Raw genomic sequence first — 25,808 nt, 5'->3', positions numbered from 1 at the left:
CTGACCCCGGGGGGGTCCAACTCCCACCTGGCCGAACCCCGCGGGGGCCCCCCCCCGGGGGGGGGGGCGGCCCCCCCCCCTCGCCCCACGACGGTGGTTCAGGAGGTGGCGGAGGCGCTCGGGGAAGCGGATGCGGAGGCGGAGGCCGACGCGGAGGCGCTCGGGGACGGGCTCGGCGAGGGGGCGGCCGCGGCCACCGTGAGCTCGACGGTGAGCGTCGCGCCGCCGGTGGTGGTGATGCGGAGCAGGAACGTGCCGGTGATGTCGTCCGCGTACAGCTTGGGCAGCGTGAGCAGGCCGTCGGCGTCCGTCTGGAGGCCCGTGAGGGTACGGACGGCGTTGCCGTTGGCGTCCTTGAAGTACGGGCCCTTGTCGTTCTCGCTCGTGTCGTCGGCCGACTTGACGAGCGTGGCGGTGGCGGCGACCTTGTCGGCGACGGCGCCCTGGTAGGTGGCCTTCGTCTGGACCTGGTCGGCGAACTCGCCGCCCGGGGCGCAGGTCAGCGCGGTGGTGTTGACGAGGGCGAGGGTGTCGGCGGCGCGCGCGGTGACGGTCGCGTCGTAGTCGATGCCCTTGGCCGTGCGGCCGACCACGGCGGCGTGGACCGTGAAGTCGCCGGTCTTCTCGCCGGCCTGGAGCGCCGGGGCGACGGCGAGGCCCTTGCTGTCGGTGACGACCGTGGCGACGCTCTCGCCGCCCGCGAAGGTCGCGTCCGTGTCCCCGACGATGGTGAAGCGGACCCGGACCTTGGCGACGATCCGGCCGGCCTTGGTCTCCGCGCGCGTGCTGATCCGCTTGCCGAACGCGTCGCCGGCCATGGCGGTGAGCGTGGCGGTGCCCGTGCCCGCGTCCTCCAGGTGGTCCACGGTGTCGGTGGCCGTGGGCGGCAGGCTCGGCGTCGTGCTCGGGACGCCCGGCTGGGGCTCGTGGGGCTTCGGCGTGGTCGTGCCGGGGCTCTCCGTGGAGCCGCCGGAGCCGGAACCGGAGCCGGAGCCCGAGCCGGTCGAGCCGGTCGAGTTGCCGCTGCGGTGCTGAGGCAGTGTGCCGGTGCCGTCCGGGACCGAGTAGGTGCCCTTGCGGTAGTACTCGTACCAGGACAGGACCAGGTTGAGGTAGTCCTGCGAGTTGTTGTAGCTGAGGATCGCGCTGTTCATGTCGGCCTGGACGGACAGGTCCCAGCCGTTGCGGCACAGGTAGTGGCCGGCGGCGAGCGCCGCGTCGTAGACGTTGTTGGGGTCCTTGACGCCGTCCCCGTTGCCGTCGCGGCCCGCCCACGCCCAGGTCGACGGGATGAACTGCATGGGGCCGACGGCCTGGTCGTACGCGCTGTTGCCGTCGTACTTGCCGCCGTCGGTGTCCTTGATGAGCGCGAAACCGTTGCCGTCGAGCTCGGGGCCGAGGATGCGGTGCAGGGTGTTGCCCTCGGCGTCCACGTCACCGCCGCGGGCCTGGCCGGACTCCACCTTGCCGATGGCGGCGAGCAACTGCCAGGGCAGGTTGCAGCCGGGCTTGGAGCCGCGCAGTTCCGCCTCGGCCTTCTTGTAGGCGTCCAGAACGGTGGCCGGTATGCCGGCCTCTGCCGCGCCCTGCGAGACGGGGGTGCCGGTGCTCGGCGAGGAGGGGGTGGGGCTTGCGCTGGGGTTCGGGCTGTTGAGCGGCGGCAGGTCCGTGTAGTAGGGCGAGTCGCCGGTGGCGCCGGCCTCGTCGGGCGCGGAGGTGCTGGCGCCCGCGTTGGCATGTCTGCCCATGTCGCCGGTCGTGGCCCCTGGTGCCTGGGACGCGGACAGAGCCGCTACCGCCAACGCGGCCGCGGCGGTCGTCGCAGCTCCCTTGCGCAGCCGCCTGCCGAATTGCGCCGCCATAAGGTGAACCCCTCCCATGGGCGCCTTCCGAGCGCCCGTCTCCGTCTGTGTGCTCGCCCCTGGTGTGACGGTCGACCCGGTGCTGTGGTTGCCTCCTGTTACCTCGTTCGCGTGGTGAGGTAGTGCGTCCGGCCGTGCACGCCGGGCGGCGACCCAGGCGACCCTACGACAACTTCCTTGTCACGGACACCCGGTGGTGCCCGGTTTTCACCAGTTGGCCATCTCCCGTTGAACGATGGTCGCGTCCCGGATACTTGTCGTACGCGATCACTTGTTCGGCGCTCCGGCCGACGACCGTGCCAGGGGGCCCCGCATGCCGTTCACGCTCAGCCACGCCGCCGCCGTGCTGCCCGCCGTACGCGGCGACGGGACCGGCCGGGGACGGCTGGTGCCGGCGGTGCTCGTCGCGGGGTCCTTCTCCCCCGACCTCACCTATTACGCGGCGAGCGCGGTGCCGGACGCGATGGAGTTCGGCGAGTTCACGCACTCCTTCGCCGGTGTGTTCACCGTCGACGTGCTCATCTCCTGGGCGCTGGTGGCGCTGTGGCTGCTGATCCGGGAACCGGTCGTGGCCCTCGCGCCCCGCGCCCGGCAGGGGCGCCTGGCCGCGCTGCTGCGCTGCGGGGCGCCACGCGCGCGTGCCGGGCTGCGGGTGGCCGCGTGGTGGTACGTGTCCGCCGTGCTCGGCGCGCTCACACATGTCGTCTGGGACGCGTTCACGCACCAGGACCGCTGGGGGACGCGGCTGATCCCGGCGATCGGCCGGAACTTCGCCGGCATGCCGCTCTACACCCTGCTCCAGTACGGCAGTTCGGCGGTGGGCGCGGCCGTGCTCGCCGTGTTCGCGGCCCGCGCGGTACGGCGGGCGCCGGACGCAGAGCCGGTGGGGGTGCCGCTGCTGTCGGTACGGGACCGGTGGTGGGCCGGCGCCGCGCTCGCCGGCTGCGCGCTGTTCGCGGCGGTGCGGCGGGCGGTGCGGTGGTGGGACTACTGGGGGGCTGCGGCGAAGCCCTGGGAGCTGCTTCCCACGGTGCTGTTCGGAGCGGGCGCTGGGCTGCTGCTCGGGGTGCTGGGGTACGCCGTGGCGGTCAGGGTGTGGCGTCCGGCCCGGGTGGCCGACGGCGTGCGGCGGAGTCCCTCCGCCGTTCGGTGAGGCTCGCCACGAACACGGTCATGGTGCGGGGGCGGCGGGGGCCGGGGAACGCGGCGAGGAGCAGCGCGAGGTGGCTGCGGGCGAGGTCGAGCCACTGCCGCAGGCCGGGGCGGGCGCGGAGCCTGCGGCGGAGACGGGTGGCCGTCCGGCGCACGGTGACGGCCAGGTCGGCGGGGATGCGGGCGGAACTGGCGTCGGCCGCCTGAGCGGGGGCCGTCGAGGACGCCGGGGCCTGGGCGGCGGAGGAGGCGGAACGAGCCTTGGCCGGGGGCCTGCTCTGGGGCGTCCGGCGGTGAACCATACGTATACCCATGGCCGCATCCTTGCCGGTGGCGGGGGCGGGGGCGTTCTGGCGGGGGCCACGCGGGTGACGCCCTCCCCGCGACACCGAACCGGCCGCTCTCCCGTGGGTTCGGCACGGCCGGAGAGCACCGTCGTGGCCGAGCACCGTTGCGGCGGAGGGAGAGGAGGGGCGGCAGAGGGGAAAGGAGGAGCAGGGGCCAGGGGGACGAGGGGGCGCGCAAGGAGAGGGAAAGAGGGGGGACGGAAGCCGGCGAAGGCGGGGCGGCGGAGAAGAAGGCGGACAGGAGCGCGGGGCGACGGAGGACGGCGCCCGCCGAAGGGACAGTGGCAGACACCCGCCGAGAGACAGAAGACGGCGAGCCACCAGAAGAACGACGGGGCGAGCCACCAAGAGGACGACGGACAGCGCCCCCCGAGCAGGCAGACGACGGGCACCTCCGAGGGGCGTACGCCAGGCGCCCGCCCAAGAGGCGGAGGCCAGGCGCCCGCCCCCCGAGGTGAAGGGCTCCGTTCGCCGGGACTTGCGAGCGGAGCCCTCTGTCGGCCTCCTCGAAGCGCGCCCTTGCCGGCCTCCACCAAACGGCACGCGTCCTGAGCCGGCTCCGGCCGTCGGCCGCTAGTGCGCTGCTGATTCCCAGTCCGGGCCGACGCCCACCGAGACGTCCAGAGGGGCCCTGAGGTGGACCGCGTTGGACATCTGGTCACGGAGGATGGATTCGACCCGGTCCCGCTCGCCGGGGGCGATCTCCAGGACGATTTCGTCGTGGACCTGGAGGAGCATGCGGGACTTCAGCTCTGTCTCGCGCAGCGCGCTGTCCACCCTCAGCATGGCGATCTTGACGATGTCCGCCGCCGTGCCCTGGATGGGCGCGTTGAGGGCCATCCGCTCGGCCGCCTCCCGGCGCTGGCGGTTGTCGCTGTTGAGGTCGGGGAGGTAGCGGCGGCGGCCGAAGAGTGTCGCCGTGTAGCCGGTGGCGCGAGCCTCGTCGACGACCCGGCGCAGGTAGTCGCGGACCCCGCCGAAGCGCTCGAAGTACGTGTCCATCAGGACCCGGGCCTCGCCCGCGTCGATGTTCAGCTGCTGGGAGAGGCCGAACGCCGACAGCCCGTACGCCAGGCCGTACGACATCGCCTTGATCTTGCGGCGCATCTCCGCGTCGACGGCCGAGCGGCCGACGTCGAACACCTGGGAGGCGACCGTGTTGTGCAGGTCCTCCCCGGAGGTGAACGCCTCGATCAGGCCCTCGTCCTCGGAGAGGTGGGCCATCACGCGCAGCTCGATCTGGCTGTAGTCGGCGGTCATCAGCGACTCGAAGCCCTCGCCGACGACGAAGCCCCGGCGGATCGCCCGGCCCTCGTCGGTGCGGACCGGGATGTTCTGGAGGTTCGGGTCGGTGGAGGAGAGGCGGCCGGTCGCGGCGACGGTCTGGTTGAAGGTGGTGTGGATGCGGCTGTCGGCGGCGACGGTCTTGATCAGGCCCTCGACCGTGACCCGGAGCTTGGCCTGCTCGCGGTGCCGGAGCATGATCACCGGCAGTTCGTTGTCGGTCTGGCCGGCGAGCCAGGCGAGCGCGTCGGCATCGGTGGTGTAGCCGGTCTTGGTCTTCTTCGTCCTGGGGAGGGCCAGTTCGCCGAAGAGGACCTCCTGGAGCTGCTTGGGCGAGCCCAGGTTGAACTCGTGGCCGGCCGCCGCGTGCGCCTCCTTCACGGCCTGCTGCACCGCGCCCGCGAACATCTGCTCCATCGCTTCGAGGTGCGCGCGGTCGGCCGCGATGCCGTTCCGCTCCATCCGGGCGAGCAGGGCGGAGGTGGGCAGCTCCATGTCACGGAGCAGGTCCGCCGCGCCGACCTCCTGGAGCCGGCCCTCGAAGGCCTCGCCGAGGTCGAGGATCGCGCGGGCCTGGATCATCAGCGCCTCGGCCTCGGCGCCGTCGTCCGCGCCGAACGCCAGCTGGCCGTCGGCCGCGGCGGCGGGGGCCAGCTCGCGGTGCAGGTACTCCGTGGACAGCGCGTCCAGGTCGAAGGAACGGCGGCCGGGCTTGACCAGGTAGGCGGCGAGCGCGGTGTCCATGGTGACGCCCTCGATGGTCCAGCCGTGCTCGGCGAAGACCCGCATGGCGCCCTTGACGTTGTGGAAGACCTTGGGCCGGGCGGCGTCGGCCAGCCAGGCCGCCCACGCGTTCTCGTCGGCCTCGTCGAGCTCCGCCGGATCGAACCAGGCCGCCGCTCCCGGGGCCGCGGCCAGCGCGACCTCGGCGACGGAGCCGGTGCCGAGCGCCCAGGTGTCGACGGTGGCGACGCCCAGCGGTCCGGTGCCGTGCTCGGCGAGCCAGCCGGCCAGCTCGCCGGTGCCGAGGACGGAGCCGTCGACCTCCACGCCCGCCTCGGTGATCGGCGTGGACTCGGCCTCCTCCGCGCCGGGGTCGACGGCGTAGAGCCGCTCGCGCAGCGACGGGTTGCGGATCTCCAGGGTGTCCAAGATCATCGCGACGCTCGTGCGGTCGTACGGCGCCCGCTCCAGGTCGGCGACCGTCTTCGGCAGCTGCACGCCGCGCTCCAGCTCGGTGAGCCGGCGGTTGAGCTTGACCGACTCCAGGTGGTCGCGGAGGTTCTGGCCGGCCTTGCCCTTCACCTCGTCGACGCGCTCGACCAGTTCGGCGAAGGAGCCGAACTGGTTGATCCACTTCGCGGCGGTCTTCTCGCCGACGCCGGGGATGCCGGGGAGGTTGTCGGACGGGTCGCCGCGCAGGGCGGCGAAGTCGGGGTACTGGGCGGGCGTCAAGCCGTACTTCTCGAAGACCTTCTCCGGGGTGAACCGGGTCAGCTCGGAGACGCCCTTGGTCGGGTAGAGGACCGTGGTGTGCTCGGTGACCAGCTGGAAGGAGTCGCGGTCGCCGGTGACGATCAGGACCTCGAAGCCCTCGGCCTCGGCCTGGGTGGCGAGAGTGGCGATGATGTCGTCGGCCTCGAAGCCGGCGACGGCGAAGCGCTGGGCGTTCATGGCGTCGAGCAGCTCGCCGATCAGCTCGACCTGGCCCTTGAACTCGTCCGGGGTCTTGGAGCGGTTCGCCTTGTACTCGGTGAACTCCTCGGAGCGCCAGGTCTTGCGGGAGACGTCGAACGCCGCCGCGAAGTGCGTGGGCGCCTCGTCACGCAGGGTGTTGGCCAGCATCGACGCGAAGCCGTAGATCGCGTTCGTCGGCTGGCCCGTCGCGGTCGTGAAGTTCTCCGCGGGCAGCGCGAAGAACGCGCGGTAGGCCAGCGAGTGCCCGTCCATGAGCATCAGCCGGGGACGGGTACCGCCGGGGGTCTTGTCGGTCTGCTTCGCTGCTGTCTCTGCCACGCCCCCGATCCTGCCACGCCGCACTGACAGGGAGGACCGGCGGTTGCGGACGCGGTGAGCCCGGCACCGCCGGACAGCGCCGCCGGAGCTGATCGCCGTTGCCGCGGAGAGGATCTGCGGCGGCGAGGAGCAGGAGGCCGGGCACGGTAGCGCACCGGTTCCGTCAACCATTGTTTCCGTTCGGCCGGGCAGCCCGTGCTCGATCGTTGTCGGTGGCGCGTGCGAGGATCGAGGGCAGATGGCAGTGGTGCCGGTGCAGAGGGAGAACGTGCGATGGCGACGAAGCCGCCCAAGGGGGACCCGGTCCAGGACGCGCCGCGGGTCGCGGAGCCGAAGCACGCGGCCGCGGGGCTGCCCGCCATCGGGCACACCCTGCGCATCACCCAGCAGCAGATGGGCGTGAGGCGCACCGCGCTGACGCTGCTGCGCGTCAACCAGAAGGACGGCTTCGACTGCCCCGGCTGCGCCTGGCCGGAGCCCGAGCACCGGCACACGGCCGAGTTCTGCGAGAACGGCGCCAAGGCGGTGGCCGAGGAGGCCACCCTCCGCCGGGTGACGCCCGAGTTCTTCGCGGCGCACTCCGTGGCCGACCTGCACCACCGCAGCGGTTACTGGCTCGGCCAGCAGGGGCGGCTCACCCACCCCATGTACCTCGCGGAGGGCGCCGAGCGCTACGAGCCGGTCAGCTGGGAGCGTGCCTTCGACATCATCGGCGAGGAGATCGCGGCCCTCTCCTCCCCCGACGAGGCGGTCTTCTACACCTCGGGCCGGACCAGTAACGAGGCCGCGTTCCTCTACCAGCTCTTCGCGCGCGAGCTGGGCACCAACAACCTGCCGGACTGCTCCAACATGTGCCACGAGTCCTCGGGCTCGGCGCTGAGCGAGACGATCGGCATCGGCAAGGGCAGCGTCCTGCTGGAGGACCTGTACAAGGCCGACCTGATCATCGTCGCCGGGCAGAACCCGGGCACCAACCATCCCCGGATGCTCTCCGCCCTGGAGAAGGCCAAGGCCGGCGGCACGAAGATCATCAGCGTCAATCCGCTCCCGGAGGCCGGCCTGGAGCGGTTCAAGAACCCGCAGACCCCCCAGGGCATGCTCAAGGGCGCCGCCCTCACCGACCTGTTCCTGCAGATCCGCATCGGCGGCGACCAGGCTCTGTTCCGGCTGCTCAACAAGCTCGTCGTGGAGACCGAGGGCGCGGTCGACGAGGAGTTCGTGCGCGAGCACACCCACGGGTACGAGGAGTTCGCGGCGGCCGCCCGCGCCGCCGACTGGCACGAGACGCTCACCGCCACCGGTCTCACCCGCGCGGAGATCGAGGAGGCGCTGCGCATGGTGCTCGCCTCTCGGCGCACCATCGTCTGCTGGGCGATGGGGCTCACCCAGCACAAGCACTCGGTGCCGACCATCCGCGAGGTCGTCAACTTCCTGCTGCTGCGCGGCAACATCGGCCGCCCCGGCGCGGGCGTCTGTCCGGTGCGCGGCCATTCGAACGTGCAGGGCGACCGCACGATGGGCATCTTCGAGCGGCCGGCCCCCGCCTTCCTGGACGCCCTGGAGAAGGAGTTCGGTTTCGCGCCCCCGCGCGAGCACGGCCTCGACGTCGTCCGCGCCATCCGCGCGCTGCGTGACGGCGAGGCGAAGGTCTTCTTCGCGATGGGCGGCAACTTCGTCGCCGCCACCCCCGACACGGAGGTCACCGAGGCGGCCGTGCGGCGCGCCCGGCTGACCGTGCACGTGTCGACGAAGCTCAACCGCTCGCACGTCGTCACGGGCGCGCGGGCGCTGATCCTGCCGACGCTCGGCCGGACCGAGCGCGATCTCCAGGGCAGTGGCGAGCAGTTCGTCACCGTCGAGGACTCCATGGGCATGGTGCACGCCTCGCGCGGCCGTCTGGAGCCCGCGAGCCCGCACCTGCTGTCGGAGCCGGCGATCGTGTGCCGGCTGGCACGCCGGGTGCTCGGCGAGAACAGCCGTACGCCGTGGGAGGAGTTCGAGAAGGACTACGCGACCGTCCGCGACCGCATCGCCCGCGTGATCCCCGGTTTCGACGACTTCAACGCGCGCGTGGCGCGCCCGGGCGGTTTCGCTCTTCCGCACGCCCCGCGCGACGAGCGCCGCTTCCCGACGGCCACCGGCAAGGCGAACTTCACGGCGGCCCCGGTCGAGTACCCCCGGCTGCCCGAGGGCCGGCTGCTGTTGCAGACGCTGCGCTCGCACGACCAGTACAACACCACCGTCTACGGCCTGGACGACCGCTACCGGGGCATCACGAACGGCCGCCGGGTGGTCCTGGTGAACCCGGAGGACGCCCGGCTGCTGGGCGTGGCCGACGGGTCGTACGTGGACCTGGTCAGTGAGTGGAAGGACGGCGTGGAGCGCCGGGCGCCGGGCTTCCGGGTGGTGTACTACCCGACCGCCCGGGGCTGCGCGGCCGCGTACTACCCGGAGACCAATGTGCTGGTGCCGCTCGACGCGACGGCGGACACCAGCAACACCCCGGCCAGCAAGTCCGTGGTGATCCGTCTGGAGACCGGGGTGCCGGAGCCCACGGCCACCGCCTGAGCGCCCGCTCATCGCGTCTGGAAGAATCGGCGGCCTACTGAGCGTTTGCTCAGCAGGAAGACAGCCGCAAGACGAACGGAGCCGGCCCATGGGCGAGCAGCAGCACGTGAAGTTCCCGCAGGAGGTCATCGACGAGTACGCCTCGCTCGGCGTCGACCTGCAGGCCCTGTTCTCGGCGGGCCACCTCGGCAACCGCATGGGCGTGCAGATCGTGGAGGCCTCGGCGGACCGGGTCGTCGGCACCATGCCGGTGGAGGGCAACACCCAGCCGTACGGGCTGCTGCACGGCGGTGCCAGCGCGGTGCTGGCGGAGACCCTCGGTTCGGTCGGTTCGATGCTGCACGGCGGCAGTTCGAAGATCGCGGTCGGTGTCGACCTGAACTGCACGCATCACCGCGGAGCCCGCTCCGGCCTGGTCACCGGCGTGGCCACGCCCGTCCACCGGGGGCGCTCGACGGCGACGTACGAGATCGTGATCAGCGACGAGGAGGGCCGGCGGGTGTGCAGCGCCCGCCTGACCTGCCTGCTGCGTGACGCGCGCCCGGTCGACGGGGCCCACCTCCAGGGCGCCGGCGCCTGACCGGCCCCCGGCGGGGCGAAGGACCTCGGCGCCTCCGGCCGAGGCCGGCGCCCCGCCCGAGCAAGAGGCCGGCGCGCAGCACCTCCGCACCTCCGGCGCGCCCCCGCCCGACCCGCCGAGAAATGCGAAAAACTCCCGAAGGCTTGACTTTCTTTCCCCCGCGTAACTCTACGTAATACGTGTGTAATCTGCATTTGCTGTTTCACCCCAGTTCCCGGGGCACGCCGCGTCTCTCGCCCGCCCAGGAAGTCGCCCACAGCAACGGTCTCGCGTAATGTGCAAAACCGCCGAGACGCCTGAACGGATCACGCCGGGTCCTGCAGGTTCTCAGAATGCGGACGGGGCGAATCGGGCCGAATTCCTGCTTTCCCCCCACGCTGTACCGCTCTGCATTACCTCGTGTCATAACAAGAGCGTCACAGCCTTGGACAAGCACTCCTCCCCGTTCCTCACCCGCGCTTAGAGTCACGGCCAGTCACCGCTCCATGGGGAGTTCGGTAGCGGCGCGGCACTCGTCGATCCCTGCGAGGGAGGCGTGCTGCCCGCGGAAAGGATCGATTGTGCGAACGCGTTCTCTGGTGATTCTTACCTCGGTGTTGACCACCGGAGCCCTGACCCTCACGGCCTGCGGCTCCCGCGACAGCGGCAGCAAGGGTGGCGACAGCGGCAACGTGACGGTCACGATCGGCGTCGATGCCCCGCTGACCGGCCAGAACTCCGCCACGGGTCTCGGCATCCAGTACGGCGCCCAGATCGCCGTCGACGACGCCAACAAGAACAAGACCGTCCCGGGCGTCACCTTCAAGATCAAGGCGCTGGACGACAAGGCGATTCCGGCCACCGGCCAGCAGAACGCCACCCAGCTCGTCTCCGACAAGACCGTGCTCGGCGTCGTCGGCCCGCTCAACTCCGGTGTGGCCACGCAGATGCAGCAGGTCTTCGCCACCGCCAACCTGGTGGAGATCTCGCCGTCCAACACCAACCCCGAGCTGACCATGGGCAAGAACTGGCAGACCAGCCCGTCCCGCCCGTTCAAGACGTACTTCCGCACCGCGACCACCGACGCCCTGCAGGGCGCCTACGCGGCGGACTACGCCTACAACGTCGCCAAGAAGAAGAAGGCCTTCGTCGTCGACGACAAGCAGACCTACGGTGCGGGTCTGTCGAAGATCTTCTCGGAGCAGTTCGCCAAGCAGGGCGGCAAGGTCATCGGCACCGACCACGTCAACACCGGCGACCGCGACTTCTCCACCCTGGTCACGAAGATCAAGAGCTCGGGCGCCGACATCCTCTACTACGGCGGCCAGTACGACGAGTCTCAGGTGCTGACCAAGCAGCTCAAGGCCGCGGGCGCCAACATCCCGCTGTTCGGCGGCGACGGCATGTTCACCCCGACCTACATCCAGACCGCCGGCAAGGCCTCCGAGGGCGACCTGGTGACCTCGATCGGTGTCCCGGTCGACACCCTGCCCGCCGCCAAGGACTTCGTGGCCACCTACAAGGCCAAGAAGTACCCCGGTGACTACGGCACCTACGGCTCGTACTCCTACGACGCCACCACCGCGATCATCAAGGCCGTCGGGACCGTCGTGAAGGACGGCAAGATCCCCACCGACGCCCGCTCGCAGATCGTCAGCGCCGTCCAGAACACCTCCTTCGAGGGCATCTCCGGCAAGATCTCGTTCGACCAGTACGGCGACACCACGAACAAGCAGCTGACCGTCTACAAGGTCGTCAGCGGAGCGTGGAAGTCCGTCCAGAGCGGCGTGGCCACCCCGAAGTAACCGGCCACCACACATCGCACCACCAGGGCCGCGCGGCGCAGACCAACCGTCACCGCGCGGCCCGCCTTCTACGCCCCCCTGACTCTCCCCACAACATGGAGGCCATGCGGTGAACACCCTGCCGCAGCAGCTGGCCAACGGGCTGTTCCTCGGCTCGATGTACGGTCTGATCGCCATCGGCTACACGATGGTGTACGGCATCGTCCAGCTCATCAACTTCGCCCATGGCGAGATCTTCATGACCGGAGGCTTCGGCGCCCTCACGGTCTACCTTCTCCTGCCGGACGGCATATCCATGTGGGTAGCCCTGCCCGCGATGCTCATCGGCGGCGCCCTGGTCGCCGTTCTCATCGCCGTCGGCGCCGAACGCTTCGCCTACCGGCCACTGCGCGGCGCACCACGCCTCGCGCCGCTGATCACCGCGATCGGCCTGTCGCTCGCGCTGCAGCAGGCGGTCTTCAACTGGTACCACGTCGACGGCGACGCCAAGACCGCCCGGGTCTTCCCGCAACTGCCGTTCGGCCCGCTGCACATCGGCTCGGTGACCGTGCAGAGCGGTGACATCTTCCTGATCATCGCCGCCCCGCTGTGCATGGCGATCCTCGCCCTGTTCGTCCGGCTCTCCCGCACCGGCCGCGCCATGCAGGCCACCGCCCAGGACCCGGACACCGCCCAGCTGATGGGCATCGACACCAACCGCATCATCGTCATCGCCTTCGCGATCGGCGGCTTCTTCGCGGCCGTCGCCGGTGTCTCCTACGGCCTCAAGTACGGCTCCGTCTCCTACGACATGGGCTTCATCGCCGGTCTGAAGGCGTTCACCGCGGCCGTCCTCGGCGGCATCGGCAACATCTACGGCGCCATGCTCGGCGGCCTCGTCCTCGGTATCGCCGAGGCCATGGCCACCGCCTACATCGCCAACATCCCCGGCATGCAGCAGCTCGGCGGTGGCGGCTGGGCCTCCGTGTGGGCCTTCGTCCTGCTGATCCTCGTACTCCTCTTCAGACCACAGGGTCTGCTCGGCGAACGCGTCGCGGACAGGGCGTGAGCAGCATGACCGACACCACCACCATCTCCCCGGCGGCGACGGAGCGCGGACCGGTCCCGCTGCCCCTGTCCCTCGCCCGGCTGCTCGTCGTCGTGGGCGCCGTGGGCACCATCGCGAGCACGTTCCTCAGCTGGACCTGGACGTCCGACTTCCCCGGCGACCTGACGGTCTACGGCTACCCGGCCGGCCTGCAGATCCTCGCCCTCGTGGGCGGCGTCCTCACCCTGCTGTTCGGGCTGACCCTGTGGGACGTCACGTGGCTGCGCTGGCTGAACCCGGCGAACGCCACCTCCCCGGTCTTCCTGACGGCCCTGTCGGCGTTCGCCGTCTGCTGGTTCACCGGCATCGCCATCGCCGTCGACCTCGGCGGCCTGGTCAACCTGGACCCGGGCGCGTACGTGGCGATGGCGGCCTCCGCGCTGCCCGTCGTCGGCGCCCTCGCGCTGCCCCACCCGGCCCCCGGCAGCGGCATCCGCGGCTATCTGACCAAGCCCCAACTGCCCGCTCCCGGCAAGGTGTCGCCGCTCACCGAGCGCGTCGTCATCACGGTCGGCGTCGCGCTCGCCCTGCTGGCCTTCACCTACGGCATCGGCATCGACAACGACGCCAGCGAGACCTTCATCGGCTACCTGCTGCTGCTCGTCTTCGCCGCCTGGGGCCTGATGCACACCGGCCTGGTCGACCGCTTCGCGACCACCGCGGCGCACCACAAGGGGTTCGCCTCGGCGCTCGCCTTCGTCGCGGCCGTGATCTTCCCCTTCACCCAGAGCGACGACCACAACGCCAACGTCGGTGTGAACATCCTGATCTTCGCCACCGTCGCCCTCGGCCTGAACATCGTCGTCGGCCTCACCGGTCTGCTCGACCTCGGTTACGTCGCGTTCCTCGGCGTCGGCGCCTACGCGGCCGCCCTGGTCTCCGGCTCGGAGTACTCCCGGTTCTCCGGTGTGCACTTCCCGTTCTGGGCCGCCGCCCTCACCGGCATGGCCGCCTCGCTGGTCTTCGGTGTGCTGATCGGCGCGCCGACCCTGCGGCTGCGCGGCGACTACCTGGCCATCGTCACGCTCGGCTTCGGTGAGATCTTCCGTATCACCGTCAACAACCTCGACGGCACCTCCGGGCCGAACATCACCCGCGGCCCCAACGGCATCACCCAGATCCCGGACCTGAACATCTTCGGGTTCAACCTGGGCGAGTCGCACGACATCCTCGGGCACAGCCTGGGCCGGTTCGCCAACTACCTGTTCCTGATGCTCATCGTCACGGCGATCGTCGTGCTCGTCTTCACCCGCGCCGCCGACTCCCGTATCGGCCGCTCCTGGATCGCCATCCGCGAGGACGAGACCGCCGCCACCGCCATGGGCATCAACGGCTTCCGCGTCAAGCTGATCGCCTTCGCCCTGGGCGCCTCCCTCGCGGGTCTCGCCGGCACCGTGATGGCGCACGTCAACTACAGCGTGAACCCGCAGCCGTACCAGTTCGCCGGCGCCGCCCCGCCCAACTCGGCCTTCCTGCTGGCCGCCGTCGTCCTCGGCGGCATGGGCACCGTCAGCGGCCCGCTGCTCGGCGCGAGCGTGCTCTACCTGGTCCCGGAGAAGCTCCAGTTCCTTCAGAACTACGAGCTGTTCGCCTTCGGCGTCGCGCTGATCCTGCTGATGCGCTTCCGGCCGGAGGGCATCATCGCCAACCGCCGCCGCCAGCTGGAGTTCCACGAGACCGGCCAGCTCGACGTACCGGAGCAGGCGACGCTGAGCGACGACGCGGCCGTCACCAAGGCAGGGGCGTAAGGAACCATGACGACACCTGTACTCGAAGCCCGTGACGTCACCATGCGGTTCGGCGGTCTGACCGCCGTCCGGTCCGTGGACTTCACGGTCAACAGCGGCGAGATCGTCGGCCTGATCGGCCCGAACGGCGCCGGCAAGACCACCTTCTTCAACTGCCTCACCGGCCTGTACGTCCCCACCGAGGGCACCGTCTCCTACCAGGGCAAGGTGCTGCCGCCCAAGCCGCACCTGGTGACGCAGGCCGGCATCGCGCGCACGTTCCAGAACATCCGGCTCTTCGCCAACATGACTGTTCTGGAGAACGTCCTCGTGGGCCGCCACACGCGGACCAAGGAGGGCCTGTGGTCCGCGCTGCTGCGCGGTCCCGGCTTCCGCAAGGCCGAGAAGGAGTCCGAGGCGAAGGCCATGGAGCTCCTGGAGTTCATCGGCCTCGCCGCCAAGCGCGACCACCTCGCGCGCAACCTGCCCTACGGCGAGCAGCGCAAGCTGGAGATCGCGCGGGCGCTGGCCAGCGAGCCGGGACTGCTGCTGCTCGACGAGCCGACGGCCGGCATGAACCCGCAGGAGACCCGGGCCACCGAGGAACTGGTCTTCGCCATCCGGGACAAGGGCATCGCCGTCCTCGTCATCGAGCACGACATGCGCTTCATCTTCAACCTGTGCGACCGGGTCGCCGTCCTCGTCCAGGGCGAGAAGCTCGTCGAGGGCACCTCCGACGTCGTACAGGCGGACGACCGGGTCGTCGCCGCCTATCTGGGTGAGCCCTTCGAGGGCGCCCCCGGGACGGCGGAGGCTGCCGAGGTCGAAGCCGCGGAGGCCGCCGCCGAGGCCGCCGACGCGGAGAGCGCCGCCGACACCGAGAGCACAGAGGCGGACAGCACCACCAAGGGAGAGGCCCAGTGACCGCACTGCTGGAGGTCGAGGACCTCAGGGTCGCCTACGGCAAGATCGAGGCCGTCAAGGGCATCTCGTTCAGCGTCGAGGCCGGTCAGGTCGTGACCCTCATCGGCACCAACGGCGCCGGCAAGACGACGACCCTGCGCACCCTGTCGGGCCTGCTCAAGCCGGCCGGGGGAAGGGTCGTGTTCGACGGCAAGCCGCTCAGCGGGGTTCCGGCGCACAAGATCGTCGCGCTCGGACTCGCCCACTCCCCCGAGGGCCGGCACATCTTCCCGCGCCTGACGATCGCGGAGAACCTGCAACTCGGTGCCTTCCTCCGCAAGGACAAGGCGGGCATCGAGAAGGACATCCAGCGGGCCTACGACCTCTTCCCGATCCTGGGCGAGCGGCGCAAGCAGGCCGCGGGCACCCTCTCGGGCGGTGAGCAGCAGATGCTGGCGATGGGGCGCGCGCTGATGTCCCAGCCGAAGCTGCTGATGCTGGACGAGCCGTCGATGGGTCTGTCGCCGATCATGATGCAGAAGATCATGGCGACGATCCTGGAGCTGAAGTCGCAGGGGACGACGATTCTGCTGGTCGAGCAGAACGCGCAGGCGGCGTTGTCGCTGGCCGACCAGGGGCATGTGATGGAGGTCGGCAACATCGTGCTGTCGGGGAGCGGGCAGGATCTGCTCCATGACGAATCCGTCAGGAAGGCCTACTTGGGCGAGGACTAGCCAGTCGGTCGGCTGACGGCCGGTGGGGGCCGGTCGCGCCCGCGCGGCGGAGCCGCACATCGACAACGGCCCCCGCCCCTTTCAGGGGCGCTGTCCCGGAGCGGCATCACCAAGGCCCGCGCTCCCTTCTCCGGAGCGCGGGCCTTGGCGTTCGCAGGTGTGTGCGAGTCAGCCCTTGCCGGACTTCTTCTCCTCGCTGTCCGCGATGACGGCCTCGGCGACCTGCTGCATCGACATGCGGCGGTCCATCGACGTCTTCTGGATCCAGCGGAACGCGGCCGGCTCGGTCAGGCCGTACTCGGTCTGCAGGACGGACTTCGCGCGGTCGACCAGCTTGCGGGTCTCCAGGCGCTGGGTGAGGTCGGCGACCTCCTTCTCCAGCTGCCGCAGCTCGTTGAAGCGGGAGACGGCCATCTCGATCGCCGGGACGACGTCGCTCTTGCTGAACGGCTTGACCAGGTAGGCCATCGCGCCGGCGTCCCGGGCCCGCTCCACCAGGTCGCGCTGCGAGAAGGCGGTGAGCATCAGGACCGGGGCGATGGACTCCTGGGCGATCTTCTCGGCCGCCGAGATGCCGTCCAGCTTGGGCATCTTGACGTCGAGGATGACGAGGTCGGGGCGGTGCTCGCGGGCCAGCTCGACGGCCTGTTCGCCGTCACCGGCCTCACCGACGACCGTGTACCCCTCCTCCTCCAGCATCTCTTTCAGGTCCAGCCGGATCAGGGCCTCGTCCTCGGCGATGACGACTCGGGTCGTCAGCGGAGGCACGTGCGACTTGTCGTCGTCGGGCGCGTCTACGGGCTGGGGCGACTCGGGGGCGGTCACGGGGGCTCCTCGTTCAGGGCAGGGGTACTGCTGACAAGAGCCTACCTAGCTACGGTATGGTGGACGCGCGGAGGGTCGGGGATCACCTTTGATTCTTCGAGCCCCGGTAGCCCAATTGGCAGCAGGCAACGGATTCAAAACCCGTACAGTGTCGGTTCGAGTCCGACCCGGGGCACTTTTCCTTGGATTCCAAGGTCGCGTTATTGCGTGGCCGAAGGGCCCCTCCCCGCTTGGTGGAGGGGCCCTTCGCGCGTCACCTGGGGCTGTCGTCCTCGCCGATGTGGTGCACCCGGAGCATGTTGGTGGAGCCGGAGACGCCGGGCGGGGAGCCCGCCGTGATGACCACGACGTCGCCCTTCTCGCAGCGCCCGTACTTCAGCAGCAGCTCGTCGACCTGGTCGACCATCTTGTCCGTCGAGTCGACGTGCGGGCCGAGGAAGGTCTCGACGCCCCAGGTGAGGTTGAGCTGGGAGCGGGTGGCCGGTTCCGGGGTGAAGGCGAGCAGCGGGATCGGCGAGCGGTAGCGGGACAGCCGGCGGACCGTGTCCCCCGACTCGGTGAACGCGACCAGGAACTTCGCGTTCAGGAAGTCGCCCGTCTCCGCGGCGGCCCGGGCGACCGCGCCGCCCTGGGTGCGGGGCTTGTTGCTCTCGGTCAGCGGCGGCAGGCCCTTGGCGAGGATGTCCTCCTCGGCCGCCTCGACGATCTTCGCCATGGTGCGCACGGTCTCGATCGCGTACTTGCCGACGCTGGTCTCGCCGGAGAGCATCACCGCGTCCGTGCCGTCGATGACCGCGTTGGCGACGTCGGAGGCCTCGGCGCGGGTGGGCCGCGAGTTCTCGATCATGGAGTCGAGCATCTGGGTGGCGACGATGACCGGCTTTGCGTTGCGCCTGGCCAGCTTGATCGCGCGCTTCTGGACGATCGGCACCTGCTCCAGCGGCATCTCCACGCCGAGGTCGCCGCGGGCGACCATGATGCCGTCGAAGGCGGCCACGATGGAGTCGATGTTCTCGACGGCCTGCGGCTTCTCGACCTTGGCGATCACCGGAAGGCGGCGGCACTCCTCGTCCATGATGCGGTGGACGTCCTCGATGTCCCGGCCGCTGCGCACGAAGGACAGCGCGATCACGTCGAAGCCGGTGCGCAGCGCCCACCGCAGATCGGCCTCGTCCTTCTCGGACAGGGCCGGGACGGAGACGGCTACGCCGGGGAGGTTGAGGCCCTTGTGGTCGGAGACCATGCCGCCCTCGACCACCGTGGTGTGCACGCGGGGGCCGTCGACGTGGGTGACCTCCAGGCAGACCTTGCCGTCGTCCACGAGCACGCGCTCACCGGGAGTGACATCGCCCGCCAGACCCCGGTACGTCGTCCCGCACTGGTGCCGGTCGCCCTCGGCGCCCTCCTCCACCGTGATGACGAAGGCGTCACCGCGTTCGAGGAGTACCGGGCCCTCGGTGAAACGGCCGAGCCGGATCTTCGGGCCTTGAAGGTCGGCGAGGACCCCGACGCTGCGACCGGACTCGTCGGAGGCCTTGCGGACGCGGTGGTAGCGCTCCTCGTGCTCGGCGTAGCCGCCGTGGCTGAGGTTGAATCGGGCGACGTCCATTCCGGCCTCGACCAGTGCCTTGATCTGGTCGTACGAGTCGGTGGCGGGCCCCAGAGTACAAACGATCTTTGCTCGGCGCATGGTTCGAGCCTAGGCCTTACCGGCGGGTAGAGAATTGGCCGTACATGACGACCCAACAACCTTTACGTGAAGGCCTATTGACAAGTGTTGAATTGTGCGCGCGTCCGCTCCGATGAGCATCTCGCATGCGTCGGATGCGCGGAACCGCCGACGGGTCACAGCTTCGGCGGCGCCATCGTGAAGTGCGCGCCGACCTGCGCGGTCACACGCAGTTGCGGCGGTTCGAGATCCAGGGGTTCGGGGGGCGCCGGCAGGTCGGCGACCGCCCGGCTGCGCAGTGCGCCGCCGAAGGCCGCCCGGTGCGGCCGCGGGCCCTCGACGCCGGTGTCGGCCAGCTCGACCAGGGCGGTGAGCGAGGTACCGAGGGCGCTCGCGTACTCCCGGGCGCGCTGCACCGCCTCGGCGACCGCCCGCCGCCGGGCCTCGCCGTGCACGGGTGAGTCGTCACGCAGCGACCACCAGGGGCCGTCCACCCGGGTCAGCTCCAAGTCGGCGAGCCTGGTGACGAGTTCGCCGAGCACGGTGAAGTCGGTGAACTCGGCGGTGAGCTGCACCCGTCCGTGATAGTTGCGCACCCGCTCGCCCCGGCCGCGCTCGGCGAACTCGGGGGCGACGGAGAACGCCCCCGTCGACAGCCGCTCCACCGCGTCGCCGTACGACTTGATCAGGCCGAGGGCGGCGGTGTTGCGGCGGGTGAGGTCGTCGAGGGTCGAACGGCGGTCCCGGCCCCGGGCACTGACCATGACAGCGATCCGGGCCAGCTCCGGCTCGACCTCCAGCTCGGCCTCGCCGCGCACGAGGAGAAGGGGCGCGTCGGGCGTGCCGGCCGGCCGGCGTTCCTCGGTCATATGCCCACTGTGTCACGCCATCCGCATCCGCGCGCCCACCAGTTCACGGTCCAGGTCACCAGATCGCAACCTCCAGGACCTGTTGCCGTCAGTCATGCCCAGGACAGAATCTACGCGCGTCGTTGACTGAATCCCGAGGAGATCGAGACATGCCCTTGAACCGCCGGAAGTTCCTGAAGAAGTCCGCCGCGACCGGAGCGGGAGTGGCGGTCGCCGGCGCGGCGGCGGCCCCGGCGCAGGCATCGGTCAGGCCCGCCCCGCGCCGAAGGCGGTACTCCCTCACCGTCATGGGCACCACCGACCTGCACGGGCACGTCTTCAACTGGGACTACTTCAAGGACGCGGAGTACTCCGACAAGGCCGGCAACGCGATGGGCCTGGCGCGCATCTCGACCCTGGTCGACCAGGTGCGCGAGGAGAAGGGCCGCGGCAACACCCTGCTGCTGGACGCCGGTGACACCATCCAGGGCACCCCGCTGGCGTACTACTACGCCAAGGTGGACCCGATCACCGCGAAGGGCGGCCCGGTGCACCCGATGGCGCAGGCCATGAACGCGATCGGGTACGACGCGGCGGCCCTCGGCAACCACGAGTTCAACTACGGCATCGAGACCCTGCGCAGGTTCGAGGACCAGTTGCGCTTCCCGCTGCTCGGCGCCAACGCGGTCGACGCGAAGACCCTGAAGCCGGCCTTCCCGCCGTACTTCATCAAGAAGTTCCACGTCCCGGGCCTCCCGCCGGTCAAGGTCGCCGTCCTCGGCCTGACCAACCCGGGCATCGCGATCTGGGACAAGGCCTACGTCCAGGGCCGGCTCGCCTTCCCGGGCCTGGAGGAGCAGGCCGCGAAGTGGGTGCCGAAGCTGAAGGCGATGGGCGCGGACGTGGTCGTGGTCTCGGCCCACTCCGGCTCCTCCGGCACCTCCTCCTACGGCGACCAGGTGCCGTACGTGGAGAACGCCGCCGCCAACGTCGCCCGGCAGGTGCCGGGCATCGACGCGATCCTGGTCGGCCACGCGCACGTGGAGATCCCGGAGCTGAAGGTCGTCAACGAGACCACCGGCAGGACCGTCGTCCTCTCCGAACCGCTCTGCTACGCCGAGCGCCTGACCCTCTTCGACATCGAGCTGGTGTTCGGCAAGGGCACCTGGCAGGTGGAGTCGGTCGCGGCCTCGCTGCTGAACTCCAACACGGTCGCCGACGACCCGAAGATCACCCGGCTCCTGAGTGACGAGCACGCCAAGGTCGTCGCGTACGTCAACCAGGTCGTCGGCACCGCGACCGAGACCCTGACCACGGTCGAGGCCCGCTACCAGGACGCCCCGATCATCGACCTGATCACCAAGGTCCAGGAGGATGTGGTCAAGGCGGCCCTGGCGGGCACCGAGTACGCGTCGCTGCCGGTGCTCGCGCAGGCCTCGCCGTTCTCCCGGACCTCCGAGATCCCGGCCGGCCAGGTCACCATCCGGGACCTGTCGAGCCTGTACGTCTACGACAACACGCTGGTCGCCAAGCTGATGACCGGCGCACAGATCCGCGCGTACCTGGAGTACTCGGCGGAGTACTACGTCCAGACGGCCGCCGACGCCGCCGTCGACGTGGAGAAGCTGACCAACGCGAACAGCCGTCCGGACTACAACTACGACTACGTCTCGGGCCTCCGGTACGACATCGACATCGCGCAGCCGGCCGGTTCGCGGATCAGGAACCTGACCCATGACGGCGCCGCTCTCGACGACGCCGGGCAGTTCGTGCTCGCGGTCAACAACTACCGTGCCAACGGCGGCGGCGCGTTCCCGTATGTCGCCACGGCCAAGCAGCTGTGGTCGGAGTCGACGGAGATCCGCACCCGGATCGCGGAGTGGGTGACCGCCAAGGGCGTCCTGGACCCGAAGGACTTCGCCTCGGTGGACTGGAAGCTGACCCGCGACGGCACGCCGGTGTTCTGAGCGGTCCCGCGGGGCGCCGGTCCGGGGACCGGCGCCCCGCGGCCTGCCGGCGACGTGCTCAGTCGACGAGCGGCGTGAGCTGCCTCGGCTGCTGCTGCGCCGGAACCCTTTCCTCCGGCCGCTCCAGGCCGAAGCTGGTGAAGGCCGTGCGCGCGGGCAGCGGGTAGGGGTCCTTGCCGGTCAGGGAGTTGAGGATGGTGGCGGAGCGCCAGGCGGCCAGGCCCAGGTCCGGGGCGCCGACGCCGTGGGTGTGGAGTTCGGCGTTCTGGACGTACGCCGCTCCGGTCACCGACGGGTCGAGGACGAGCCGGAACCGCTCCTCCACGCGCGGGCGTTCGCTGTTGTCCCGGCGCAGGTACGGGTCGAGTCCGGCGAGCAGGCGGCCGAGAGGGCGTTCGCGGTAGCCGGTGGCCAGGACGACGGCATCGGTGGTGAGCCGGGAGCGGCGGCCCTGCTGGATGTGTTCGAGGTGGAGCTCGACCTTGGTGGTGGCGACGCGTCCGGCCGTGCGGACCTGGACGCCGGGGGTCAGGACGGCTTCCGGCCAGCCGCCGTGCAGCGTACGGCGGTACAGCTCGTCGTGGATCGCGGCGAGGGTGTCGGCGTCGATGCCCCTGTGCAGCTGCCACTGGGCGGAGACGAGCCGGTCCCGGACGGGTTCCGCGAGGGCGTGGAAGTAGCGGGTGTAGTCGGGGGTGAAGTGTTCCAGGCCGAGCTTGGAGTACTCCATGGGCGCGAACGCCTCGCCGCGCCCGATCCAGTGCAGCTTCTCGCGGCCGGCGGGCCGGTGGCGCAGCAGGTCCAGGAAGACCTCGGCGCCGGACTGCCCGCAGCCCACGACGGTGACGTGCTCGGCGGCGAGGAAGGTCTCACGGTGGTCGAGGTAGTCGGCCGCGTGGATGACCGGGACGCCCGCGGACTCCACCAGGGGCTTGAGCGGGTCGGGCACGTGGGGGACGGCCCCGACCCCGAGCACGACGTTCTTCGTGTAGGTACGGCCGAGCGACTCGGCCTCCCCCTCGGCGTCGAGCCGGGTGAAGTCGACCTCGAACAGCTCGCGTTCGGAGTTCCAGCGGACGGCGTCGACCTGGTGGGAGAAGCGCAGCCCGGGCAGGCTCTCGGCGACCCAGCGGCAGTAGGCGTCGTACTCGGCGCGCCGGATGTGGAAGCGCTCGGCGAAGTAGAACGGAAAGAGCCGGTCGCGGGCCTTGAGGTAGTTGAGGAACGACCAGGGGCTCGCGGGGTCGGCGAGGGTCACCAGGTCGGCGAGGAAGGGGACCTGGACGGTGGCGCCGTCGATCAGCAGCCCGGGGTGCCAGGCGAAACCCGGGCGCTGTTCGTAGAAGACGGCGTCGAGTTCGGGGAGCGGGTGGGCGAGTGCGGCAAGGGAGAGGTTGAACGGTCCGATGCCGATGCCGACCAGGTCGCGGGGTGCTTCGGGCTCGCGGTGCGGGGGGTTGGGCGTCGAGCTCATCGGGGCGTCGTTCCTTCCACGAGTTTCAGGAGGAGGGCCAGTTCGTCCGGCCGGGTGTGGGGATTGAGGAGGGTGGCCTTGAACCAGAGCCGGCCGTCGAGCCGGGCCCGGCCGAGTACCGCCCGCCCGTCGAACAGCAGCCCGCGCCGTACGCCGGCGACGTCGTCGTCGGTGGCTCCGGTGGGGCGGAACAGCACCGTGCTGATGTCCGGCCGGTCGTAGAGCTCGAAGCCGGGGTGCTCGCGGACCAGGGCGGCGAAGTCCCGTGCCTGTGCGCACACCTGGTCGACCAGCGCGCCGAGTCCGGTGCGGCCCAGGGTCTTGAGGGTGACCGCGATCTTGAGGACGTCGGGGCGCCGGGTGGTGCGCAGGGAGCGGCCGAGCAGGTCGGGGTAGCCGGCCTCGGTGTCGTCGTCGGCGTTGAGGTAGTCGGCGTGGTGGTGGAGGACGCCCAGCTCGGCCGGGCGGGAGACGGCGAGGAGGCCGGCGGCGGCCGGCTGCCAGCCGAGTTTGTGCAGGTCGAGGGTGACGCTGTGGGCGCGCTCCAGACCGGCGAGTTTGTCCCGGTGCCGGTCGCTGAAGGCGAGGCCGCCTCCGTAGGCGGCGTCGACGTGCAGCCGGGCGCCGTGGGCGGCGCAGAGACCGGCGATCTCGGGGAGCGGGTCGATGAGCCCGGCGTCGGTGGTGCCGGCGGTGGCGGCGACCAGCAGGGGCCGGGGCAGGTGGGTGAGGGCGTCGTGGAGGGCGGCCGGGTCGAGGGTGCCGTTCGGGGCGGGGACCACGACGGGGTCGGGCAGGCCGAGCAGCCAGGCGGCCCGGGGCAGCGAGTGGTGGGCGTTGGCGCCGCAGACGAGCCGGACGGAGCCGCCGAAGGCTTCCCGGGCGAGGAGCAGGGCGAGCTGGTTGGACTCGGTGCCGCCGGTGGTGACCACGGCGGCGGAGAGGCCGATGGTGTGCGCGAGGGTGCGGGTGACCAGGGCCTCCAGGGCGGCGGCGGCCGGGGCCTGGTCCCATGAGTCCAGGGAGGGGTTGAGGACACTAGCGGCGAGGTCGGCGGCGGCCGCGACGGCGAGCGGCGGGCAGTGCAGATGCGCCGCGCACAGCGGGTCGGCGGGATCGGCGGCGCCCTCGGCGAGGGCGGTCACCAGGGTGCGCAGGGCGTCGGGGTCGCCGTCGTCCGGGAGTACGTCTCCCACGGCGTCCGCGACCCGCTCGGCCACCGCCTCCGGCCCGCCCGCGGGCAGCGGACCGCCGCGCGCCCGGCCGCCCTCGCCGAGGGCGTCGAGCACGGTGTCCAGCAGAGGCCGCAGGGCCTCGGGGCCCAGGGGTCCGGATGCGAGGGACGGCGTACTCATGGGCTCTCCTCGGGGCGCTGGCCGAAAGGGGGTGTCGGCAGGGGGAGTTCCAGCTTGTACGGGATGGGGTCTGCGCGTCCCCGAAGCCCAACGATCGGAACCCGAAAGGGGGTACTGCCGTACGGGGAAAACCTGTCGGGGCGGTGCGCCCCGGGCGCGTCGGAGCAAGCGGTGAACGGGCGTTGAGACCGTGGCTGACCGGGGTTAACGTCGGTGGCGTGGTTGACGCGTGGATGATCGACGTGCCCGGTGAGCGGGTACTGGTGCGGGAGCCGCGGCCCGCGGACGAGGCGCCGCTGCTGGACCTCTTCGAGGCCTGCGAGGACTGGTTCGTGGCGGCGACGGGGCTGCCGTCGGGGCCGGGCGACGTGCAGAGCCTGTTCTACGGGCTGCCCGAGGGCGCCGACCCCGACGACAAGGTGCTGCTGGTCCTGGAGCGGGACGGGGTGGTCTCGGGCCTGGTGGACGCCGTACGGAACCATCCGGTGCCGGGCGCGGTCGCGGTGGGGCTGTTCCTGCTGGCGCCCTGGGCGCGGGGCCGGGGCCTGGGGCGGGCGCTGGCCGAGTCGCTGCTCGCGCACGCCGAGGAGGTGTCCCTGGTGACTGCGTCGGTGCCGCCGGGCTGGCGCTCCGGGGAGCGTTTCCTGGAGCGCCTGGGCTTCACGCTGGGCGCGCAGACGCCCGGGACGGCCGTGGTGGGCAACCGGCGCGCGGGGCCGCGGGAGGGCGCGGTGCGCCGGGCGGAGCTGCGGCCGGCCGCGCGCTGAGGACCCCGGCCGGGCACGTCAGGGGCGGAAGTCGGCCGCGTGGTCGGCGGCCCACTGTCCGAAGGCGCGGGCCGGGCTGCCGGTGACCTCCTCGACCGTGGTGGTGATCTCCGGCGGGACGCCGACGGTGGCCGCGAAGCTCTTCAGCAGGCCCTGGACCAGCTCCGGCGGGCTCTGCGGGAAGAGCAGCGGGGCGGCCTCTTCGGGCGGCACCTCGACGAAGGCCAGCTCGCGGCCGACGGCCCGCCCGATCGCCGCGATCTGGTCGGTGTTGGTGGTGGCGGCGGGACCGGTGAGGCGGTGGACGGCGCCCTCGTGGCCGCCGTCCAGGAGCGCGCGTTCGGCGACCGCGGCGATGTCGTCCTCGTGGATGGGCGCGGTGAGCATGCCGGCGAAGACGCCGCGGACGGTGTCGCCGGCGCGGATCTGGGGCGCCCACTGGAGGGCGTTGGCGGCGAACGCGTTGGGGCGCAGGAACGTCCAGGCGAGCCCGCTGTCGCGGATCTGCCGTTCGGCCGTGGCGTGCATGACGTGGATGGGGTGGGTCTCGTCGGCGCCCTCCCGGATGATCCCGGACGAGAGCAGGACGACATGGCGCACCCCGGCCGTACGGGCCGCGGCCAGGAGTTCGGGCAGCCGCCCGCCGGCCGCCTGGACGTACAGGAAGACCTTGCTCGCCCCGGCGAACAGCGGGGCCAGGTCCTCCGGCCGGAACGTGACCACCTCGGCCTTGTCGGGCAGGCCGGCGGTCTCCGGGGCGCGGGTGAGCGCCCGCACGGCCTGGCCGTCGGCGACGAGACGTGCGACGAGGGCACGGCCGACGTTGCCGGTGGCACCGGTGACTACGATCACGGATCTC

General features: G+C 71.1%; 19 protein-coding genes and 1 tRNA gene. 11 read left to right on the top strand and 9 right to left on the bottom strand.

Annotation, left to right across the window (positions count from 1 at the left end):
* Window positions 1-98: 98 nt before the first annotated feature.
* Window positions 99-1,862: a lytic transglycosylase domain-containing protein gene (locus AB0P24_RS17790; RefSeq protein ID WP_365794901.1), complete on the bottom strand. Its 1,764-nt coding sequence runs from the start codon at window positions 1,860-1,862 to the stop codon at window positions 99-101.
* Window positions 1,863-2,175: 313 nt separating this feature from the next.
* Here AB0P24_RS17790 and AB0P24_RS17785 point away from each other — a divergent pair, with 313 nt between their 5' ends.
* Complete coding sequence (locus tag AB0P24_RS17785; RefSeq protein WP_365794899.1) at window positions 2,176-3,015, top strand: DUF4184 family protein; 840 nt, start codon at window positions 2,176-2,178, stop codon at window positions 3,013-3,015.
* Here AB0P24_RS17785 and AB0P24_RS17780 read toward each other — a convergent pair.
* Together AB0P24_RS17780 and polA are read right to left on the bottom strand one after the other, a co-directional pair.
* Window positions 2,951-3,328, bottom strand: coding sequence for a hypothetical protein (locus tag AB0P24_RS17780; protein WP_365794897.1), 378 nt, complete (start codon window positions 3,326-3,328; stop codon window positions 2,951-2,953). The genes AB0P24_RS17785 and AB0P24_RS17780 overlap by 65 nt on opposite strands.
* Window positions 3,329-3,934: 606 nt before the next feature.
* The gene (polA, locus tag AB0P24_RS17775; protein WP_365794895.1) at window positions 3,935-6,661 is read right to left on the bottom strand and encodes a DNA polymerase I; all 2,727 of its coding nucleotides are present in this window, start codon (window positions 6,659-6,661) and stop codon (window positions 3,935-3,937) included.
* A 273-nt stretch (window positions 6,662-6,934) separates the two neighbouring features.
* Between polA and AB0P24_RS17770 the strand changes: the two genes are divergently transcribed.
* The 7 genes from AB0P24_RS17770 to AB0P24_RS17740 all read left to right on the top strand — a co-directional run bounded on the left by AB0P24_RS17770 (window position 6,935) and on the right by AB0P24_RS17740 (window position 16,044).
* Window positions 6,935-9,229: an FdhF/YdeP family oxidoreductase gene (locus AB0P24_RS17770; RefSeq protein ID WP_365794893.1), complete on the top strand. Its 2,295-nt coding sequence runs from the start codon at window positions 6,935-6,937 to the stop codon at window positions 9,227-9,229.
* Window positions 9,230-9,317: 88 nt separating this feature from the next.
* Complete coding sequence (locus AB0P24_RS17765; protein WP_234541219.1) at window positions 9,318-9,809, top strand: hotdog fold thioesterase; 492 nt, start codon at window positions 9,318-9,320, stop codon at window positions 9,807-9,809.
* A gap of 575 nt (window positions 9,810-10,384) precedes the next feature.
* Window positions 10,385-11,593 carry a branched-chain amino acid ABC transporter substrate-binding protein gene (locus tag AB0P24_RS17760; protein WP_365794918.1) on the top strand — a complete coding sequence of 403 codons (1,209 nt, stop codon included), beginning with the start codon at window positions 10,385-10,387 and terminating at the stop codon, window positions 11,591-11,593.
* A gap of 109 nt (window positions 11,594-11,702) precedes the next feature.
* The gene (locus AB0P24_RS17755; protein ID WP_352224167.1) at window positions 11,703-12,641 is read left to right on the top strand and encodes a branched-chain amino acid ABC transporter permease; all 939 of its coding nucleotides are present in this window, start codon (window positions 11,703-11,705) and stop codon (window positions 12,639-12,641) included.
* Between the two features lie 5 nt (window positions 12,642-12,646).
* Window positions 12,647-14,428 carry a branched-chain amino acid ABC transporter permease gene (locus AB0P24_RS17750; protein WP_365794916.1) on the top strand — a complete coding sequence of 594 codons (1,782 nt, stop codon included), beginning with the start codon at window positions 12,647-12,649 and terminating at the stop codon, window positions 14,426-14,428.
* Window positions 14,429-14,434: 6 nt separating this feature from the next.
* Window positions 14,435-15,331, top strand: coding sequence for an ABC transporter ATP-binding protein (locus AB0P24_RS17745; RefSeq protein WP_365794890.1), 897 nt, complete (start codon window positions 14,435-14,437; stop codon window positions 15,329-15,331).
* On the top strand, window positions 15,328-16,044 hold the full coding sequence (locus tag AB0P24_RS17740; RefSeq protein ID WP_365794888.1) for an ABC transporter ATP-binding protein: 717 nt from the start codon (window positions 15,328-15,330) through the stop codon (window positions 16,042-16,044). Before AB0P24_RS17745 ends, AB0P24_RS17740 begins: the two co-directional genes overlap by 4 nt.
* A gap of 168 nt (window positions 16,045-16,212) precedes the next feature.
* Here AB0P24_RS17740 and AB0P24_RS17735 read toward each other — a convergent pair whose 3' ends face one another.
* Window positions 16,213-16,869, bottom strand: coding sequence for a response regulator (locus tag AB0P24_RS17735; RefSeq protein WP_365794886.1), 657 nt, complete (start codon window positions 16,867-16,869; stop codon window positions 16,213-16,215).
* A 100-nt stretch (window positions 16,870-16,969) separates the two neighbouring features.
* Here AB0P24_RS17735 and AB0P24_RS17730 point away from each other — a divergent pair.
* A tRNA-Leu gene (locus tag AB0P24_RS17730) sits at window positions 16,970-17,044 on the top strand.
* A 78-nt stretch (window positions 17,045-17,122) separates the two neighbouring features.
* On the opposite strand, the gene pyk is transcribed toward AB0P24_RS17730, so the two are convergent.
* Complete coding sequence (gene pyk, locus AB0P24_RS17725; protein ID WP_365794884.1) at window positions 17,123-18,559, bottom strand: pyruvate kinase; 1,437 nt, start codon at window positions 18,557-18,559, stop codon at window positions 17,123-17,125.
* Between the two features lie 155 nt (window positions 18,560-18,714).
* A complete protein-coding gene (locus tag AB0P24_RS17720; RefSeq protein ID WP_365794882.1) occupies window positions 18,715-19,407 on the bottom strand; it encodes an SIMPL domain-containing protein in 693 nt (230 codons plus the stop codon).
* A 149-nt stretch (window positions 19,408-19,556) separates the two neighbouring features.
* Here AB0P24_RS17720 and AB0P24_RS17715 point away from each other — a divergent pair, with 149 nt between their 5' ends.
* Entirely contained in the window at window positions 19,557-21,353 is a 1,797-nt protein-coding gene (locus AB0P24_RS17715) for a 5'-nucleotidase C-terminal domain-containing protein (protein WP_365794880.1), read from the top strand.
* Window positions 21,354-21,411: 58 nt separating this feature from the next.
* Here the strand turns inward: AB0P24_RS17715 and AB0P24_RS17710 are convergent, their stop codons facing one another.
* Together AB0P24_RS17710 and AB0P24_RS17705 are read right to left on the bottom strand one after the other, a co-directional pair.
* The gene (locus tag AB0P24_RS17710) at window positions 21,412-22,827 is read right to left on the bottom strand and encodes a SidA/IucD/PvdA family monooxygenase (RefSeq protein ID WP_365794878.1); all 1,416 of its coding nucleotides are present in this window, start codon (window positions 22,825-22,827) and stop codon (window positions 21,412-21,414) included.
* A complete protein-coding gene (locus AB0P24_RS17705) occupies window positions 22,824-24,182 on the bottom strand; it encodes an aminotransferase class V-fold PLP-dependent enzyme (protein WP_365794876.1) in 1,359 nt (452 codons plus the stop codon). The genes AB0P24_RS17710 and AB0P24_RS17705 overlap by 4 nt, the downstream gene beginning before the upstream one ends.
* A 218-nt stretch (window positions 24,183-24,400) precedes the next feature.
* Here AB0P24_RS17705 and AB0P24_RS17700 point away from each other — a divergent pair, with 218 nt between their 5' ends.
* Window positions 24,401-24,949 (top strand): GNAT family N-acetyltransferase, encoded by a 549-nt coding sequence (locus tag AB0P24_RS17700; protein WP_365794874.1) that lies wholly within the window; start codon window positions 24,401-24,403, stop codon window positions 24,947-24,949.
* 18 nt (window positions 24,950-24,967) lie between these two features.
* On the opposite strand, the gene AB0P24_RS17695 is transcribed toward AB0P24_RS17700, so the two are convergent.
* Window positions 24,968-25,801: an NAD(P)H-binding protein gene (locus AB0P24_RS17695; protein ID WP_365794872.1), complete on the bottom strand. Its 834-nt coding sequence runs from the start codon at window positions 25,799-25,801 to the stop codon at window positions 24,968-24,970.
* Window positions 25,802-25,808 lie beyond the last annotated feature (7 nt).

The organism is Streptomyces sp. NPDC086519 (assembly GCF_040686075.1).
Taxonomy (GTDB): domain Bacteria; phylum Actinomycetota; class Actinomycetes; order Streptomycetales; family Streptomycetaceae; genus Streptomyces; species Streptomyces shenzhenensis.
Note: the sequence above shows the minus strand (reverse complement) of the source record. Positions and strands in the feature narration are given on the sequence as shown.